Source organism: Agrobacterium sp. P15N1-A, from assembly GCF_044626815.1.
Classification (GTDB): domain Bacteria; phylum Pseudomonadota; class Alphaproteobacteria; order Rhizobiales; family Rhizobiaceae; genus Agrobacterium; species Agrobacterium leguminum.
Genome location: NZ_JBIUPF010000001.1, coordinates 238,975 through 255,436 on the forward strand (window position 1 = coordinate 238,975; position 16,462 = coordinate 255,436).

Annotated in this window: 16 protein-coding genes; 6 read left to right on the forward strand and 10 right to left on the reverse strand. The window is 60.1% G+C overall.

The window, feature by feature from the left end; all coding sequences use genetic code 11:
• Window positions 1-132: 132 nt before the first annotated feature.
• The 4 genes from clpA to ACIK7D_RS01195 form a co-directional block, all read right to left on the reverse strand.
• Window positions 133-2,646: an ATP-dependent Clp protease ATP-binding subunit ClpA gene (gene clpA / locus ACIK7D_RS01180; RefSeq protein WP_080817129.1), complete on the reverse strand. Its 2,514-nt coding sequence runs from the start codon at window positions 2,644-2,646 to the stop codon at window positions 133-135.
• 10 nt (window positions 2,647-2,656) lie between these two features.
• Window positions 2,657-3,013: an ATP-dependent Clp protease adapter ClpS gene (clpS, locus tag ACIK7D_RS01185; protein ID WP_003502541.1), complete on the reverse strand. Its 357-nt coding sequence runs from the start codon at window positions 3,011-3,013 to the stop codon at window positions 2,657-2,659.
• Window positions 3,014-3,296: 283 nt separating this feature from the next.
• A complete protein-coding gene (cckA, locus tag ACIK7D_RS01190) occupies window positions 3,297-5,882 on the reverse strand; it encodes a cell cycle histidine kinase CckA (RefSeq protein ID WP_400155448.1) in 2,586 nt (861 codons plus the stop codon).
• Window positions 5,883-6,056: 174 nt separating this feature from the next.
• Window positions 6,057-6,335: a hypothetical protein gene (locus ACIK7D_RS01195; protein ID WP_080818739.1), complete on the reverse strand. Its 279-nt coding sequence runs from the start codon at window positions 6,333-6,335 to the stop codon at window positions 6,057-6,059.
• Window positions 6,336-6,570: 235 nt separating this feature from the next.
• Between ACIK7D_RS01195 and ACIK7D_RS01200 the strand changes: the two genes are divergently transcribed.
• Complete coding sequence (locus ACIK7D_RS01200) at window positions 6,571-7,827, forward strand: flagellar biosynthetic protein FliO (RefSeq protein WP_400155449.1); 1,257 nt, start codon at window positions 6,571-6,573, stop codon at window positions 7,825-7,827.
• Between the two features lie 109 nt (window positions 7,828-7,936).
• On the opposite strand, the gene dksA is transcribed toward ACIK7D_RS01200, so the two are convergent.
• Window positions 7,937-8,356 (reverse strand): RNA polymerase-binding protein DksA, encoded by a 420-nt coding sequence (dksA, locus tag ACIK7D_RS01205; protein WP_003496274.1) that lies wholly within the window; start codon window positions 8,354-8,356, stop codon window positions 7,937-7,939.
• Window positions 8,357-8,658: 302 nt separating this feature from the next.
• Here dksA and ACIK7D_RS01210 point away from each other — a divergent pair, with 302 nt between their 5' ends.
• The 4 genes from ACIK7D_RS01210 (at window position 8,659) to ACIK7D_RS01225 (ending at window position 12,508) form a co-directional block, all read left to right on the forward strand.
• Window positions 8,659-9,135 carry a histidine phosphatase family protein gene (locus ACIK7D_RS01210; RefSeq protein ID WP_052025757.1) on the forward strand — a complete coding sequence of 159 codons (477 nt, stop codon included), beginning with the start codon at window positions 8,659-8,661 and terminating at the stop codon, window positions 9,133-9,135.
• A 128-nt stretch (window positions 9,136-9,263) separates the two neighbouring features.
• Window positions 9,264-10,742, forward strand: coding sequence for a YcjX family protein (locus ACIK7D_RS01215; protein WP_059752773.1), 1,479 nt, complete (start codon window positions 9,264-9,266; stop codon window positions 10,740-10,742).
• Window positions 10,739-11,818 carry a YcjF family protein gene (locus tag ACIK7D_RS01220; protein ID WP_020810822.1) on the forward strand — a complete coding sequence of 360 codons (1,080 nt, stop codon included), beginning with the start codon at window positions 10,739-10,741 and terminating at the stop codon, window positions 11,816-11,818. The genes ACIK7D_RS01215 and ACIK7D_RS01220 overlap by 4 nt, the downstream gene beginning before the upstream one ends.
• A 129-nt stretch (window positions 11,819-11,947) precedes the next feature.
• Window positions 11,948-12,508 (forward strand): hypothetical protein, encoded by a 561-nt coding sequence (locus ACIK7D_RS01225; protein WP_003521427.1) that lies wholly within the window; start codon window positions 11,948-11,950, stop codon window positions 12,506-12,508.
• 14 nt (window positions 12,509-12,522) lie between these two features.
• Here the strand turns inward: ACIK7D_RS01225 and folK are convergent, their stop codons facing one another.
• The 3 genes from folK to folP form a co-directional block, all read right to left on the reverse strand.
• Window positions 12,523-13,038, reverse strand: a complete 516-nt coding sequence (gene folK, locus ACIK7D_RS01230) for a 2-amino-4-hydroxy-6-hydroxymethyldihydropteridine diphosphokinase (RefSeq protein ID WP_400155997.1) — start codon at window positions 13,036-13,038, stop codon at window positions 12,523-12,525.
• Between the two features lie 4 nt (window positions 13,039-13,042).
• Window positions 13,043-13,408 (reverse strand): dihydroneopterin aldolase, encoded by a 366-nt coding sequence (folB, locus tag ACIK7D_RS01235; protein WP_003502532.1) that lies wholly within the window; start codon window positions 13,406-13,408, stop codon window positions 13,043-13,045.
• Between the two features lie 78 nt (window positions 13,409-13,486).
• Window positions 13,487-14,272 carry a dihydropteroate synthase gene (gene folP, locus ACIK7D_RS01240; protein ID WP_127756103.1) on the reverse strand — a complete coding sequence of 262 codons (786 nt, stop codon included), beginning with the start codon at window positions 14,270-14,272 and terminating at the stop codon, window positions 13,487-13,489.
• Window positions 14,273-14,451: 179 nt separating this feature from the next.
• Here folP and ACIK7D_RS01245 point away from each other — a divergent pair, with 179 nt between their 5' ends.
• Window positions 14,452-15,078 (forward strand): DUF922 domain-containing Zn-dependent protease, encoded by a 627-nt coding sequence (locus tag ACIK7D_RS01245; RefSeq protein ID WP_080817134.1) that lies wholly within the window; start codon window positions 14,452-14,454, stop codon window positions 15,076-15,078.
• A gap of 302 nt (window positions 15,079-15,380) precedes the next feature.
• On the opposite strand, the gene ACIK7D_RS01250 is transcribed toward ACIK7D_RS01245, so the two are convergent.
• Both ACIK7D_RS01250 and ACIK7D_RS01255 read right to left on the reverse strand, forming a co-directional pair.
• Window positions 15,381-15,701 carry a 2Fe-2S iron-sulfur cluster-binding protein gene (locus ACIK7D_RS01250; protein ID WP_003502527.1) on the reverse strand — a complete coding sequence of 107 codons (321 nt, stop codon included), beginning with the start codon at window positions 15,699-15,701 and terminating at the stop codon, window positions 15,381-15,383.
• 130 nt (window positions 15,702-15,831) lie between these two features.
• Window positions 15,832-16,200 (reverse strand): Hpt domain-containing protein, encoded by a 369-nt coding sequence (locus tag ACIK7D_RS01255; protein ID WP_137452025.1) that lies wholly within the window; start codon window positions 16,198-16,200, stop codon window positions 15,832-15,834.
• Window positions 16,201-16,462 lie beyond the last annotated feature (262 nt).

The following is a 16,462-nucleotide window of genomic DNA, read 5'->3' on the forward strand; positions in this document are numbered from 1 at the left end:
GCGCTTCGGGATAACGTCACGCATAAAACAAAAAATGAAACACGCCGCAGGTATCGGGAAAAACGCGACGCGCTTCATACATGAAAATGCCGGGCTTTCGCCCGGCATCGATTTATCGGTAGAAGACCTCGATCATTTCTTCTTCGGCACTTTCGGCACCGCATTGGTCTTGCGCCGCGGCTTGCTGTCCTCGTCCGACTTGTCGGCCTCGGCAACAAGGACATCCGCCTCTTCATTGGCCTTCGCCGCCTTGGAGGCGGGTTTTGTCTTGGCCTTTGCCTTGCCGGGCGATTTGGCCGCCTTCAGTTCGGCCTCCGGCTGCGGCTTCACGGGCGCGGTCTCCGGCAGAACCTCGAGTACAAGGCCGTCGGATCCGTCATCCTTCTTGCCGACGGTGACGCTGACGACGCCGCCCTTCTTGAGCTTGCCAAAGAGGATTTCGTTGGCGAGCGGCTTCTTGATGTTTTCCTGGATCACGCGCGACAGCGGGCGGGCGCCCATCTTTTCGTCGTAACCCTTCTCCGCCAGCCAGGATATCGCATCTTCATGCAGATCGAAGGTGACGTTGCGCTCGGACAGCTGGGTTTCCAGCTGCATGACGAACTTCTGCACCACCTTGTGGATAACGGCGGTCGGCAGCGGCGAGAACGGAATGATCGCATCCAGACGGTTGCGGAATTCCGGGGTGAACAGACGGTTGATCGCCTCTTCATCCTCGCCCGTGCGCCGCGAAGAACCGAAACCGATGGCGGATTTCGCCATTTCGGATGCACCCGCATTGGTCGTCATGATGAGGATGACGTTGCGGAAGTCGATCTTCTTGCCGTTATGGTCGGTCAGCGAGCCATGGTCCATCACCTGCAACAGAATGTTGTAGATGTCGGGATGCGCCTTTTCGATTTCGTCCAGCAGCACCACGGAATGCGGATGCTGGTCGACACCGTCAGTCAAAAGACCGCCCTGATCGAAGCCGACATAACCGGGAGGTGCGCCGAGCAGACGCGACACGGTATGGCGTTCCATGTATTCCGACATGTCGAAGCGCAGCATCTCGACGCCGAGCGAGGCGGCAAGCTGCTTGGCCACTTCCGTCTTGCCGACGCCCGTCGGGCCGGAGAAGACATAGGAGCCGATCGGCTTGTTCGGTTCGCGCAGGCCCGCACGCGCCAGCTTGATGGCCGTGGCAAGCGCCTCGATGGCGATATCCTGACCGTAAACGACGGAACGCAGTTCCTTTTCAAGATTGGCGAGAACCATCTCGTCGTCCTTGGAGACCGTCTTCGGGGGAATGCGGGCCATGGTCGCGATGGTCGCCTCGATTTCCCGTTCGGTGATCAGCTTGCGGCGCTTGGAGGCCGGCAGCAACATCTGCGCCGCACCGGTCTCGTCGATCACATCGATCGCCTTGTCCGGCAGCTTGCGGTCGGAAATGTAGCGGGCCGACAGTTCCACGGCAGCCTTGATCGCCTCATTGGAATATCTGAGGTGGTGGTAATCCTCGAAATAGGGCTTCAGCCCCTTCATGATCGCGATGGCGTCATCGATGGACGGCTCGTTGACGTCGATCTTCTGGAAACGGCGCACCAGCGCGCGATCCTTTTCGAAGAATTGCCGATATTCCTTATAGGTAGTCGAGCCGATGCAGCGGATCGCACCCGAAGACAGGGCCGGTTTCAGCAGGTTCGATGCATCCATCGCGCCGCCGGACGTTGCGCCGGCGCCGATGACGGTGTGGATTTCATCGATGAACAGAACCGCGCCCGGATATTCCTCAAGTTCCTTGACGACCTGCTTCAAACGCTCTTCGAAATCGCCGCGATAGCGGGTCCCCGCCAAAAGCGTGCCCATGTCGAGCGAGAAGATGGTGTCATTGGCGAGCGCTTCCGGCACCTTGCCTTCAACGATGCGCTTGGCGAGACCTTCGGCAATCGCCGTCTTGCCCACGCCCGGATCGCCCACATAAAGCGGATTGTTCTTGGAGCGGCGGCAGAGAATCTGGATCGTGCGGTTGACCTCGTCGTGACGGCCGATCAGCGGGTCGATCTTGCCGTTTTTCGCCTTTTCATTGAGGTTGATGCAATAGGCCTTCAGCGCATCCTGCTGCTTCTTGGCGGAGGATCCATCTTCCTCGGGATTGCTACGGCTCGCCTTGTTTTCGCTTTCCGGTTCATCGGCACCGCGCGGCGTGCGCGTCTGCGACGTGCCGGGGCGCTTGCCGATGCCGTGGGAGATGTAGTTGACCGCGTCGTAACGGGTCATCTCCTGCTCCTGCAGGAAATAGGCAGCGTGGCTTTCGCGCTCGGCGAAAATGGCCACAAGCACGTTCGCGCCGGTCACTTCCTCGCGGCCGGACGATTGAACATGGATGACGGCCCGCTGGATAACCCGCTGGAAGCCGGATGTGGGTTTGGAATCCTCGTCGTAACCCGTGACGAGGTTCGTCAGTTCATTGTCGACGTAATCGCTGACAGTCTTGCGAAGCGCATCGAGATCGACATTGCAGGCGCCCATGACAGCTGCGGCATCCGCGTCGTCGATCAGCGCCAGAAGGAGATGTTCCAGCGTCGCATATTCGTGGTGACGCTCATTTGCAAAGGTCAGTGCCTGGTGCAGCGCCTTCTCGAGACTTGGGGAAAAAGTTGGCACGTTGCGATCCTCATTTCTTTTCCATGACGCATTGCAGCGGATGCTGGTGCTGTCGGGCGAAATCCATGACCTGGCTTACTTTCGTCTCTGCGACCTCATATGTAAACACCCCGCATTCGCCCACACCGTGCTGGTGCACGTGCAGCATGATGCGGGTTGCCGCTTCGCGATCCTTCTGGAAAAAACGCTCCAGAATGTGGATGACGAACTCCATGGGAGTGTAGTCGTCATTCAGTAAAAGAACACGGTACAAATTCGGTCTTTTTGTTTTTGGCTTGACGCGGGTGATAACAGACGTCCCGCGGTTGGTGCCGCCGCCGTCTTCCCCTTCGCCCTCGCCCTGCATGTAGATCGGCTTAGCGATCATCTTTCATCATTCTCCAAACTGTTCTCAAACCGACAGTTCTTTGCCAGGAGGGAGAACTTCGCCTCTTCATATCTAGGTCGTTAAGACGCGATTTTAAGCCCCTTGCGAAACGGTGCAATCACTATTGCGTTTGCGAAGAGGCAAACCTCGGGAAAAGTGCGGATATGAGGGCAGCCAGGGTGCCGGAAGACACGGACCCGCAGTAGCGCCGCATTTTTCAGGCCGGATGCAAATGGATGCGACAGGTCGCGGCGCAGCCGAATCCGGTTCGCCGCCGCCGGCCTTATTCCTTGTCGTCGAGCATTTCGCGCACGGCGATGGCGAGCTGCTTGAGCGAGAAGGGTTTCGGCAGGAAACCGAACTTGGCGTCCGCCGGCAGGTTCTTTGCGAAAGCATCCTCGGCATAACCCGAAACGAAGATGAATTTCAGGTCCGGATAGGATTTGCGCAGTTCTCTCAGCAGCGACGGACCGTCCATTTCCGGCATCACGACGTCGGAAACGACGATGTCGACCTTGCCTTCCAGTTCCTCCATCACCTCCAGGGCTTCGGTGCCGGAGCCGGCTTCGTGCACGGTGTAGCCTCGGGTTTCCAGCATGCGCTTGCCGCCGCGCCGCACCGCCTCCTCGTCCTCCACCAGAAGCACGACGGCGGATTTGCCGGTGAGGTCCAGCGGCTCTTCCTTCACCGGCTCGGCTGCGATGACCGGAGCAAGCGCCGCCTCGCCGGGCTGCCCGTTGCTCTGAGCGGCCTCCACCACATGGCGCGGCAGGTAAATGCGGAAGGCGGTTCCCTTGCCCACTTCCGATTCGGGATAGATATAACCGCCCGACTGTTTGACGATGCCATAGACCATCGACAGGCCAAGGCCGGTGCCCTTGCCGACTTCCTTGGTGGTGAAGAAGGGCTCGAAAATCTTGTCCATGATCTCCGGCGGAATGCCCGTGCCGTTATCGGCAACTTCCACCATCACCATGTCCTCGGCCGGGAATTCCGGACGGCCAAGCGCTGCGATTTCCTTCGCGTCGACGTTGCGCGTCCTGATGGTGATCTTGCCGCCGTCGGGCATGGCGTCGCGTGCATTGACGCAGAGATTGATGAGCACCTGCTCGAATTGCGACAGATCCGTCTTCACCGGCCACAGATCGCGGCCATAATCGACCTCCAGCTTGACATTGGTACCGGAAATAAGCCTGTCCACCAGCATGCGCAGATCGCCGATCACATCCGTCAGGTTGAGGATGGCCGGACGCATGGTCTGCTTGCGCGAGAACGCCAGAAGCTGGCGCACCAGCACGGCCGCGCGGTTGGCGTTGCGCTTGATCTCCATGAGATCGGCAAAACTCGGATCGGCGGGCCGCGCCTGTAGCAGCAGATGGTCCGAAGACAGCAGGATGGCGGTGAGAACGTTATTGAAATCGTGGGCGATGCCGCCGGCGAGCGTGCCAACGGCATTCATCTTCTGGGTCTGCGCCATCTGGGTCTCGAGCGCCTTCTGCTCGGTCACCTCTATAGCGTAAACGATCGCCACCTCTTCCGGGGCTTCATCATCCTGATCGATCACGGCATTGACGTAGAAACGGAAATGCCTGCCCTCGTCGCTCGGGTGGCGGGAATCGAAGGGTGCGATGTCGCCCTGACGGTCCTTGGCCTCGGCCAGCGCCTGCTCGAGCCGTGGTTTTTCATTGTCATGGATGACCGTCTCAAGCGCCACGCCGCGATCGATATCGTCGCGTCCGACAACGCCGGAGAACAATTTCAGGAAGGGCGCGTTGATGCGCAGGATGCGGCCTTCGCCATCGAGCGAGGCAATCGCCATCGGCGTGTTGTTGAAAAAGCGGGTGAAACGCATGGCGGAGGAGGATTCCGTATCCTCCTGCCCCTTTGGGCGCATCAGGACGATGGTGCGGCTCTCGCCAGGCGCGCCATCTTTCGAGGTGACCTGATGCACGAGGCGGGCCGGCATGCTCTGGCCGTTCACCCTTCGCATGTCGAGATCGAGGATTTCAGTGCGCTTCGCCGTGCCCTGCGGATGCACCGATTCGATCAGCGCCATGCCCTCGCCGGCGACGATATCGGAAACCGTCATCGAACCGGGTGAAAACTGCGCGAGATCGATGCCGAGCCATTCCGACAAAGTAGCGTTCAGATAAACGATCTCGCCCTTGCGCCCGGCGGAAAAGAAACCGGCCGGGGCGTGATCGAGGTAATCGATGGCATTCTGCAATTCGCGGAAGAAGCGCTCCTGATCCTCGCGTTCGGGTGTGATATCGGCGATCTGGAAGACATGCAGCCCCTCGCCGCCCGCATCCTTCAGGACCCGGCCCTTCAGCCTGTACCAGTGCGGCCCGGTGTTAGCGTCCTCACCCAGCGGTTTGAGCAAGCGGAACTCTTCGTAGCCGTCGCGACCTTCGCGCAGCACGTTGATGAGCCGGTAAAGCGCTTCGGTCGATTCCCGGCTGCGCGACAGGAGCGTTTCGAGACTCTGGATATCGCTCGCCCTGGTGGTGCCGCTCATCCGGCAATAGGTGGCGTTGGCATAGACCATATGCCCCTTGGCGTCGGTAATCAGCGTGCCTTCGGGATGGGCCGAGAGAAAGCGGCGGGCAAGCCCGTCGGATTGCGACTGCGGCATGACCTCGATGAAACCGATAATCGACGAGACCAGAAAGAAGATGCCCATCATGGCCAGCACGCCAAGAATGCCGAGCACGATTTCGTTTTCGAGCGAATCCTTGAAATAGACGAAGGCGGCGGCGGCGGCGATCAGAACCAGCGCCAGAAGCAGAATGCGCAAGACCGTGCCGGAACGGGCGCGCCTGTCCACCAGCGGAAGGTCGTTGTCGCTTGTCTCGCGCACCCGTGTCATCTTGGCCTCGCAGTCGTGCAGGTCGTCATTCGGTCAGCCCTACTCCCTTGACGGAATCGGGCAGTAAAATTTCTTGTAGCAACTCGCTTGACCGGCAAAAAGCTCCGCCAGGACACAAAGGCTTAAAAACGCACAGCGAAAACGGCCTGAAAGGTGTATATAAGCCTTAAAAGACTACGGCCTTGTACAGGTCAGCTCCTTCACCTGACATTGAATGCGCGGCGCGGAACAGACGATCTTGCCGTCAGCCACGGTACAAACCGAGCATCCATCCGTGAAGTCGATGCAGGAAGGATGGTCGCGCACGAATTCCGCCATGGTCGCTGCGTTATCCGGCACCTTGTCTTCGGCCCACGCGATTGAATGTGGAAGCGCGAAAAACGGTGGCAACAGCAAAACAACACGCATCACATGCCGTGCGAGGAAGCAGTCAATGCGCAATGACTGGGGCATTCCGGAACGCTCCTTCGGCAAAAGAATTGCAACTTTCACTGTCTTTCAGCATTGAAGGACGAGGTATGGCGCTTTGGTGGCGTCGTTGCGGTTGAGGCGGCAATCCTGTGGGGCGAAATGAATAAACCTTGTATCGTGCCCAAAAAAATCGTCTTTTCCTGCTTGATGTTCACTTTATAAGAACCACGGCAATATTAATTGCCCAAGAAACGAAAAAGCCAAAAAATCTGAAGGGATGATCTCCATGATGGAAGATTTTATCGGCGCTTATGGAAACCGTCTCATCGTCGCGGTCGTCGGTGTTGGTGTGGCCCTGCTTGTTCTGGCGATTGCGCTGTGGCTTCTGCGCAGGAGGAGCGGCTCTGCCCCTTTCATCCGGGGCGGGCGCAACCGGCAGCCGCGCCTGCAGGTTCTCGATGCAACGGCCGTGGACGCACGCCGCCGTCTGGTGCTGGTGCGCCGTGACAATGTCGAGCATCTCGTCATGATCGGCGGTCCGACGGATATCGTCATCGAAAGCGGTATAGGCGCGATCCCCATTGTCAGGGACGTACAGGAGCCGGAATTGAAGGCGCTACCGCGCCAGGAAAGCGAGCCGAAGAGAGCCGAGCCGGCGATCCAGCAGGAGCGTCGCCCCGCCCTGCCGCAACAGCAGCCCGTTGTGGCTGCGGCTCCCGTTTCCGCGCCTGAAGAACCCGTGAAGCAAGCACAGCGGCCAGAGCCGCCGGCACCTGTCCCGTCCCCGCGTCCAGCACCCGTCGCGGCAGCCGCCGCTCAGGTGCCGCCACGGCCATCGACCCCGCCGCAACCCGTACCCACGCCTGTAACGGCGCGCGAAACCGCGCCGCCGGCAAGACAGGCGGCCCCCGAGCGGGAGACAGCGCGCCCCACGCCGCCGCCGATACCGGTTGCAACGGCTCCGGTCGCTGCCGTCTTGCCCATGGCGGCGGCATCGCTCGACATGGCTGCGGCCCGAACGGAACCGAGGCGTGCCGAGCCCGTCGTGCCGGCTCCGGCTCCGGCACCGGTCGCACCGCCGATCCCTGCACAGGCGCCAGTAGAGGCAAAGGCGGAGGAACGGACTGCGGAATTCGCCCCGCCGGTCTTTGCCGCGCGCGAGCCAGTGATCGATCAATCCATCGCCGCCGATTTTCTCGACGCTGCACGGGAGCGCGTCCTTCCCGACCTGAAGCCGGGACAGACAACGCCACCCGCACCTTTCCCGCCCAAGCCTGAAAATCCGGCTGTGGCTTCGAACGACGCCGAGCCGAAATTTTCCGATGAGCTCGCCAGCGATTTCGAAAGCTTCCTCGAGGCGGAAATCGCCAAAAGCAAGGAGGCGGATAATGAGCCGTCCATCGCCCCTGTCGCGGAAAAGCAGGTCAAGACACAGCCCGCTTCCCCGCCTGTCACCGGCGCTTCACCGGATGGAGACATGCAGAAGGAAATGGCGCGTATCTTCGGAGAGCTTTCCGTGACCCGCGACCGCTGACGCGCGCGGGTCTTCCGACCAGAAATTCGAAATTGAAAAAGGGCACGGAAGCGATTTCCGTGCCCTTATTATTTGTCATGCGATTTGCCGACCTCTCGGCCGCAGCGCCTTATTCGTCGCGATAGACTTTTTCGCGACGCTCGTGACGCTCCTGCGCCTCGATGGAAAGCGTTGCAATCGGGCGGGCGTCCAGACGCTTGAGGCCGATAGGCTCGCCCGTTTCCTCACAGTAACCGTAAGTGCCGTCTTCGATCCGCTGAAGAGCCGCATCGATCTTTGAAATCAGCTTGCGCTGACGGTCGCGGGCGCGAAGTTCGATCGCCCGGTCCGTTTCGGAAGAAGCCCGATCGGCGAGATCGGGGTGGTTGGCGCTTTCTTCGGCGAGATGTCCGAGGGTCTCGCGCGCTTCTCTCAGGATGTCATTTTTCCAGGCGACCAGCTTCGCGCGGAAGTAAGCCCGCTGGCTGGCATTCATGAACTCATCGTCTTCCGAGAGCACATATTTGCTAAGATCGATCTTCTCACTCAACGCGATTCTCCTCGAAGAACATCTCAATGCGGCGGTGTATACTCCAATGATAGTGGCCGATTCAAGTCTGCAGATCAGTTTTCAGGCATTTTTAAAACTGACACAAAAATCATCTAAATGACTAATTTTTATCCTTTATTCGTATTGAAGCGAACTCTTCTTCAATCACTTCAACGCGACTTACCAACAGGAAAGAGGACTTGCGGTCCTGCAACCCTATCCTGTAGCATTCAGACCGTGCCCTCACATTCGAACGCCGGTCCCCGCCCTTGACAGCATCTTCCCCGAGCCGAGTTTATCTTCTGCGCCACGCCAAGGCCGCCTGGGCGGCGCCGGGAGAACGGGATTTCGACCGGGGATTGAACGAAGCCGGTTTTGCCGAGGCGGAAGTCATCGCCGACCTTGCCGCCGACCGGCATTACCGCCCCGATCTGCTTCTGTCATCCACGGCCGCGCGCTGCCGACAGACCACGCAGGCCTGGCAGCGGGCGTTCAACGAAGGCATAGACATCTTCTACGTCGATGAGATGTATAATGCGCGCAGCGAAACCTACCTTTCCCTCATCGCCGCGCAGGCGCAGGCGCAGTCGGTGATGCTGGTGGGCCACAACCCCACCATGGAGGCGACGCTGGAAGCAATGATCGGCGAGGATCTGCTGCATGCCGCCCTGCCCTCGGGCTTTCCCACCTCTGGTCTTGCCGTGCTTGATCACGATGAGAGCGCCGCGAACGGCAAAAATAGCTGGCGGCTGGTCGATTTTCTCGCACCGGGCAAGTAAGCGCTGCGGCGTGCCAAAAAATTCTGGAGAGAAGCCCCGCTGAAAATCCGCTGGAGCGCTTCTTTTTTGGGCAGCCATACCTTCCTATATTGCAGCCGTGACCGTTAAACACAGCCAGGAAACTGCCATTGCCGCCTTCTCTTACGTCCCTGACAGACAGCGCGCTTATCGCATTCGATAATCTGGCCGACCGTGCGAGCAACCTCACCCACCCGACACTACGGCTTGGCGTCACCGGTCTTTCGCGGGCGGGCAAGACGGTTTTCATCTCTTCCCTCGTCCACAATCTTCTGAATGGCGGCCGGCTGCCGCTGTTCGAGGCCATGCGCTCCGGACGCGTCTCTAATGTGCGGCTGGAGCCGCAGCCGGATGACGCCATTCCGCGTTTTCAATATGAGGATCATATTCAGGCGCTGGTGCGCGACCGGCTGTGGCCGGATTCGACACGGGCGATCTCGGAACTCAGGATAACGCTGGATTATCAGAGCGCCAGCGGCTGGGGCCGATGGTTTTCGGCCGGCAAGCTTTCCATCGATATCGTCGATTATCCCGGCGAATGGCTGCTCGACCTGCCGCTTCTGTCGCAGGATTACAAACAGTTCAGCGACGCGACCGTCGCCCTTGCCGGAAGCGGCATCCGCGCCGAACTGGCGCAGGAATGGCTGGCGATCGCCTCTTCGCTCGATATCAACGCACCGGCCGACGAGATGACGGCTCGACGTCTGGCCGAAAGTTTCGCGGCCTATCTGAAGGCCTGCAAATCCGATGAAAGATCACTCTCGACCCTGCCGCCCGGCCGTTTCCTGATGCCCGGCGATCTGGAAGGATCGCCCGCGCTGACCTTCGCACCGCTTCCCGGCCTGACGGATGAGAAAGCGCCCAAGGGCTCGCTGCGCGCCATGATGGAACGGCGCTATGACGCCTACAAGTCGATCGTGGTCAAACCCTTCTTCCGCGAGCATTTCGCCCGCCTCGACCGGCAGATCGTTCTGATCGACACGCTGCAGGCGGTCAATCGCGGCCCGGAAGCCGTGCAGGATCTGGAGCGCGCGCTGGGCGATGTGCTTGCCTGTTTCCGCCCCGGCACCAACAGCCTGCTGTCGTCGCTGATCGGCAGGCGAATCGACAAGGTGCTGATCGCCGCCACCAAGGCCGATCACCTGCATCACGAAAGCCACGACCGGCTGGAGCGCCTGACCCGCCGTCTGGTGGACCGCGCCATTACCACCATCGGCATGAATGGCGCCGGCATCGAGGTCATGGCGCTCGCTTCCGTGCGCGCCACCAGAGAGGCAAGCGTGCGACAGGATGGCCACGAGCTGCCCGTCATCGTCGGCACGCCCATGGCCGGTGAAACCATCAATGGCGAGACCTTTGACGGCAATCGCAAGACGGCGATCTTTCCCGGCGATCTGCCTGAAGATCCCGAGCCGCTGTTCCGCAGCATCGACAGGGATGGCGACAAGGCGTCGCTGCCGGACGTCAATGTCGTGCGCTTCCGCCCGCCGAACATAGATGAGCCGGGCAGCGGCGGCATCAGGCTTTCCGTTCCCCATATCAGGCTCGACCGCGCCATGCAGTTCCTGTTCGGAGACAAGCTCGCATGAAGCTTCCCACACAAAACGATCCGCAGGCGCGCCGCCCGGCCGCTTTCACGCTCGAAACCGAAGAGACGGCACGACCGTCCGCCGCACAGAAACGCGCGCCGCGCAGCTTCGACGCCGAGATTTCGCTGACGCCCGACGAGGACGATCCGTTTCTGGCGCCTGAGGAGATCGATGCCGCCGCGCTGCCGGTGGCGTCTCCGAAGAAAAGCCGCTTCTCCTTCGGCAAGCTTGCGCTCGGCGCGCTTGGTGTCTTGTTCTCCCTCGCCTTCGGGCTCTGGGCGGATCAACTCATCCGCAACCTGTTCTCCCGTTCCGACTGGCTGGGTTACACGGCCACTACCGCGCTTATTGTGGCGCTTTTCGCCGTTCTCGTTCTCGTCGGCCGCGAAGTCTTCGGCATCATGCGGCTTAACGCGGTGCAATCCTTGAAGGCCGATGCCGAGACGGCGAGCCTAGACAAGAGCCCGAAACCCGCACGCGCCATCGTCACCCGCCTGAATGCCGTTCTCTCCCACCGGGCCGAAACGGCCAAGGGGCGTGCGGCGCTGAAGGAAACTGAAAACGATGTGATCGACGGCCCGCATCTGATCGAGCTTGCCGAACGCGAGTTGCTCGTTCCGCTCGACAGGCAGGCCCGCGCCCTCATTCTCAATTCGTCCAAGCGCGTCTCCGTTGTCACCGCCGTCAGCCCCCGCGCGGTGGTCGATCTCGCTTATGTGCTGTTTGAAGTGACGCGGCTGGTGCGCGCCATGGCGGAGCTTTATGGCGGCCGCCCCGGCACGCTCGGCATGCTGAAGCTCCTGCGCGATGTCGTCGCCCATCTTGCCGTCACGGGCTCGATCGCGGTTGGCGACGGGCTCGCCCAGCAGGTTCTCGGCCACGGTCTTGCCTCGAAACTCTCGGCGCGACTCGGCGAAGGCGTCATCAACGGCCTGATGACGGCGCGAATCGGCATTGCCGCGATGGATTTGTGCCGTCCGCTGCCGTTCAGAGCGGTGAAGCGGCCGGGGATCGGCGATTTCATGTCCGACCTCACCCCCGATTTAAGCGGTGGAAAAACCGGTGAAAAAGCCTGATTGCTCGGGCCTGGGCGGTTCAAAAGGTTACGAACGAAGCCGCAAATGAGAGCGAAATAAACCAAGCATTAACCATTCCGCCGGTAGATTGCAGCCTATCGAACAGGCATCTTCGCCGGGGAAAGTATCATGTATTCGCGCTTCTTTTCGCTTGTGGGCGGGCTTGCCGCCATATTGTCCGTCAGCGGCGGTTTCGGCATGTCTGACGTCCATGCCGCATCGCGCGATCGCGACGACGTGTTCTTCCGCTCCGTGGCCGGTGTCTGGAAAGGCCCGGGCGAAATCGTCGCCGGCAAATACAAGGGCACGAAGTTCACCTGCGATCTGACGGGCGAACCGCTCGACGACAAGCAGACCGGCATCAAGCTCGGCGGCACCTGCCGCGTCGGCGTCTTCAGCCAGCCCATGTCTGCCGTCATCAGCCAGAAGGGCAACTCTTACGAGGGCAAATTCCTCGACGGCGCTGAAGGCAAGGGACTGGACATCACCTCCGGACAGGTCAGCGGCGACAAGGTCGTCGTCGGCATCAACCGCGCCAAGCTCAACGGTGCGATGGTCGCCCGCGTCTCGAACGACAATTCGATGAACATCACCATTTCGGTCAAGGTCGCCGACCAGATGATCCCGGTCATCGGCGTGACGCTGGCGCGCGATATCGACCAGCTCGCTGTCGGTTCGATCAAGCCGTAAAAGCCATACTCTTCTCAGCCATCGCCAAGCGGGAGTGTCCACCACTCCCGTTTTTCGTTTGCGCTGACAATGCCGGTCTTGTCCGCCTGCTGAAGCCATTCCCGCACGGGCTTGCCTTTTACCTCAAGGTCTGGCGCGATATCGGCAAGCGGCATCAGCACGAATGCGCGCTCCGTCATGCGCGGATGCGGCACTTCGATGCTTTCCGTTACGAGAGACTCATTCCCATAGGTCAGCACATCGATATCGATGGTGCGCGGACCCCAGCGTTCCGTGCGCACCCGCTTCATGCCCTTTTCGATGTCGAGGCATAATTGCAGCAGCGCGGGCGCGGAAAGCGAGGTTTCGACCAAGGCGCAGCAATTGAAGAAATCCGCCTGATCCGTCTTGCCCCAGGGCGGCGTGCAGTAAAGGTTCGAGACGGCCAGCAGTCGGCAATCGTCACGCGCATCGAGTTCGCGCAGCGCCCTTGCCATGGCTGCGGTAGGATCGCCTATATTGCCGCCGAGCCCCAAGGCGGCGACGGTCATCTTTTCAGGCACGGTGTTCAACGCTCACCTGCGCATAATCGAGAATGCCGGGAACCGGCGCAGAGGGTTTGCGTACCGTGATCCTGAGCCAGACGATCTGCGGATAACGGGCGCGAAGCGCCTTGGCGATGTCGTTCGCCAGCGCCTCGATGAGATAACGGCGCTGGCCGACGACGATTTTTTCGATGACGGCGAAAGCCACGCCATAATCGACGGTGTTTTCGATATCATCGGTTTCCAGCGCATCACCCGCCTCGACTTCCATCTCGGCATCGACGAAAAAGCGCTGGCCCAGCACTTCCTCCTGCTCGAGAAGGCCATGACGGGCGAAAAAAGAACAGTTTTTCAGGATGATGGTATAGCGGCTCATCGCATCGCCTCCATGGCAGGACTGTTTCTCCCAAAAGCCGCGCCATCTTCGGGACACGGCATTCGGGCACTCGTTGATCTACGCATCGGCCTTTGCCGACGCTTTGGCAAGAACCGCATCGGCGATTGCCAGCGCATCGCGGGTTGCGGCGACATTGTGCACGCGAAAAATCGAAGCGCCGGCAAGTCTCAGGATCGCGGTGGTCGCCGCCGTTCCGATATCGCGTTCATGGGCCGCATCCCGGCCCGTCAGCGACCCGATGAAACGCTTGCGCGACGTACCGGCCAGAACCGGCAGGCCGAAAGCGGCAAGTTCGCGAAAGCGCGCCATCAGCTCGACATTTTCACTCTCGTCCTTGGCAAAACCGAAACCGGGATCGAGCACGACGGCGTCGCGGGCAATACCCGCATCCCCGGCGATCTCAAGCGAGCGATTGAGGAATTCGAACTGGTCCTCGATGACATCGGCCCGTTTTTGCCGGTCGCGGCCGGTATGCATGATACAGATGCCGGCGCGGCTGGCGGCGACCACGCCCGCCATCTCCGCATCCTTCTGCAGACCAAAGACGTCGTTGACGATATGAGCGCCGGCCCCGATTGCCAGCCTTGCCGTCGAGGCGCGATAGGTATCGACGGAAATCAGCACGTCGGTTTCGCGGCGCAGTTTCTCGATCACCGGCAGCACCCGGTCCTGTTCCTGCGCCTCCGTTACCTCTGCGGCACCCGGACGGGTCGATTCGCCGCCGATATCGATGATATCCGCCCCTTCTTCCACACAGGTCAGCGCATGAGAAAAAGCCGCATCGACGGCGAGAAAACGGCCGCCATCGGAAAAGGAATCGGGCGTTGCATTGACGATGGCCATAATACGGCCACGCCCATCAAGTTTCAGGGAGCGGCCATGGGCCGCTTGCCACGCGTTGCTGCCGGCTGTTATCACGTAACACGCGCCTTTCGGGAATAACGGAGTGTTATGCCAATTCTTATAAGTTCCGCTCCGCCTATGCAGCAAACCTTTTTCAAGTTCAACCGGAAGGCCGGGTCATGACCAAATCATCGCGTGCTCTTTGCGCCGCTTTAGCGGCCGCAGTGGCACTTTCCCTACCCGGATCGGCTTTTTCCGAAACCATCGTCCGCAAGACCTATTCCTATTTTTCGATCAGCGGCAAAACCGCCGCCGACCTCGACCAGCAGCTTTCCAGACACGGCCCGCTGACGCGCAATACCGGCGCGCGCCATCCCGGCGCCACCGAAATCAAATTCGGCGGCGAGCTCACCTATGTCGAGAAAAACGGCCTTTGCAGCGTCGGAACGGCCAAAGTGGTGCTGAATACCCGCATTCTCCTGCCGCAATGGAAAAACCGCCGTCGCACCACGGCGGAACTGGCCTTCATCTGGGATACGCTGCTTGCCGATATCAAGCGCCATGAGGAACGCCACGCGGAAATCGCCCGCACCCACGCGCGCTCGCTTGAAAGACAGCTGACGTCGCTTCGCCCGCAGAAGAGCTGCGAGACGCTGCAGGAAATGGTCGGCAAGATCACCCAGACGGTGATGGACGAGCACGACCGGGATCAGATGCGCTTCGACGTCGTGGAATCGAAAAATTTCGATGCCCGGATGACACGGCTTTTGAAAAACCGGCTCGAGCAGGGCCAGAACCGCCGCTGAGCGGTCTTACACCCCCATCTCATTCCCTTAACATCAAGCACGGACATGACGTTACGTCATGTCCGATATCACCCGTGAATTCTCGTGATGGTGCCGTCGCCAAGACTCATTGTACGTTCTTCGTACGGTATCGGACCATTCGGCCAAGCGGCTTGAGGGCTCCAGCCGTCTCCGGTTCTCCCGGTGCGCACTTGAGGGCTCGCAGGTGTTTCCTCCCTCGCCTGCATGCTGCGTACCCGCCTCGCCCCGCTCCCCACTACAAGGTGAGCGGGGCTTTTTCTGCGTGAGGCAATACGGGAATTTCAGCCCTGACGCTCGGGAACATGGACCACGAGACCATCAAGCTCGTCGTTCATCTTGATCTGACAGGAAAGGCGCGAGGTTGGGCGAACGTCGAAAGCGAAGTCCAGCATATCCTCTTCCATCGGCTCCGGTCCGCCCACGCGCTCCGCCCAGGCGTCGTCGACATAGACATGACAGGTCGCGCAAGCACAGGCGCCGCCGCATTCCGCATCGATACCGGGAATGGAGTTGCGCACCGCATTCTCCATGACGGTGGAGCCGTTGCTCACGTCGAGTTCATGGGGCGTGCCGTCAAAGGCAACGATGGTCAGTTTTGTCATGCCGGAAATCCAAAATGTGATCTAAGAACTGTTCTAAACACATAGAAAGGCCGGTCCGCCTTGGCAACCCGCTTCAAGGGCGCACAGACGCAACCGGCCTTGCAAAATGCCAGATTTGATGAATTACGCCTCAGCGGCAGAGCTTGAGGATGAAATTTTCGGCCTCGACAATGGTTGCCGCGAGTTTTGCAATCGCCGCGCTGTCATTGCCCTTGTCCTCCACCACGGCTGCGGCCGCGGAAACGGCCGAGGCGCCGACGGCCTGCGCAGACCCCTTCAAACGATGGGCCGTCGCGATGACCGCCTTGTCGTCGGCACCTGCCATTTCATGCAGCGCGGCGCGGGCGTTGCGGCTGAAGAGTTGCAGCACTTCGATCTCCAGATCCTTGTCGCCCATCGTCTGCCGGGCGAGATGATCGAAATCGATCGGTTTTTTACCGGCGGCGGGCGCACCGCCGCAATTGTCGGGAGCTTCGAAAGCAATACTGACCGCTGCCATGGCTGAAATTCCTGTCTCGCCGTTTCCTGTTTCGTGTCACATCTGTGTCGTATTCACGCATCCGGGCCGCTGCTATCGGCTTAAATTACGGCGTGACGCGGGCGAAAATCTTCTGCTATGGTTAATTTATGTTAAACTTATGCGAAACAAGGCGTTCAGCGTGAAACTCAGGTTTAAAAACTGTTAAAAAGCCGACACTTCGCCACCGCCGCAAATCCGCATTAATTGTTTCGAACACCTAAATGTGTCACTACGGTACTGC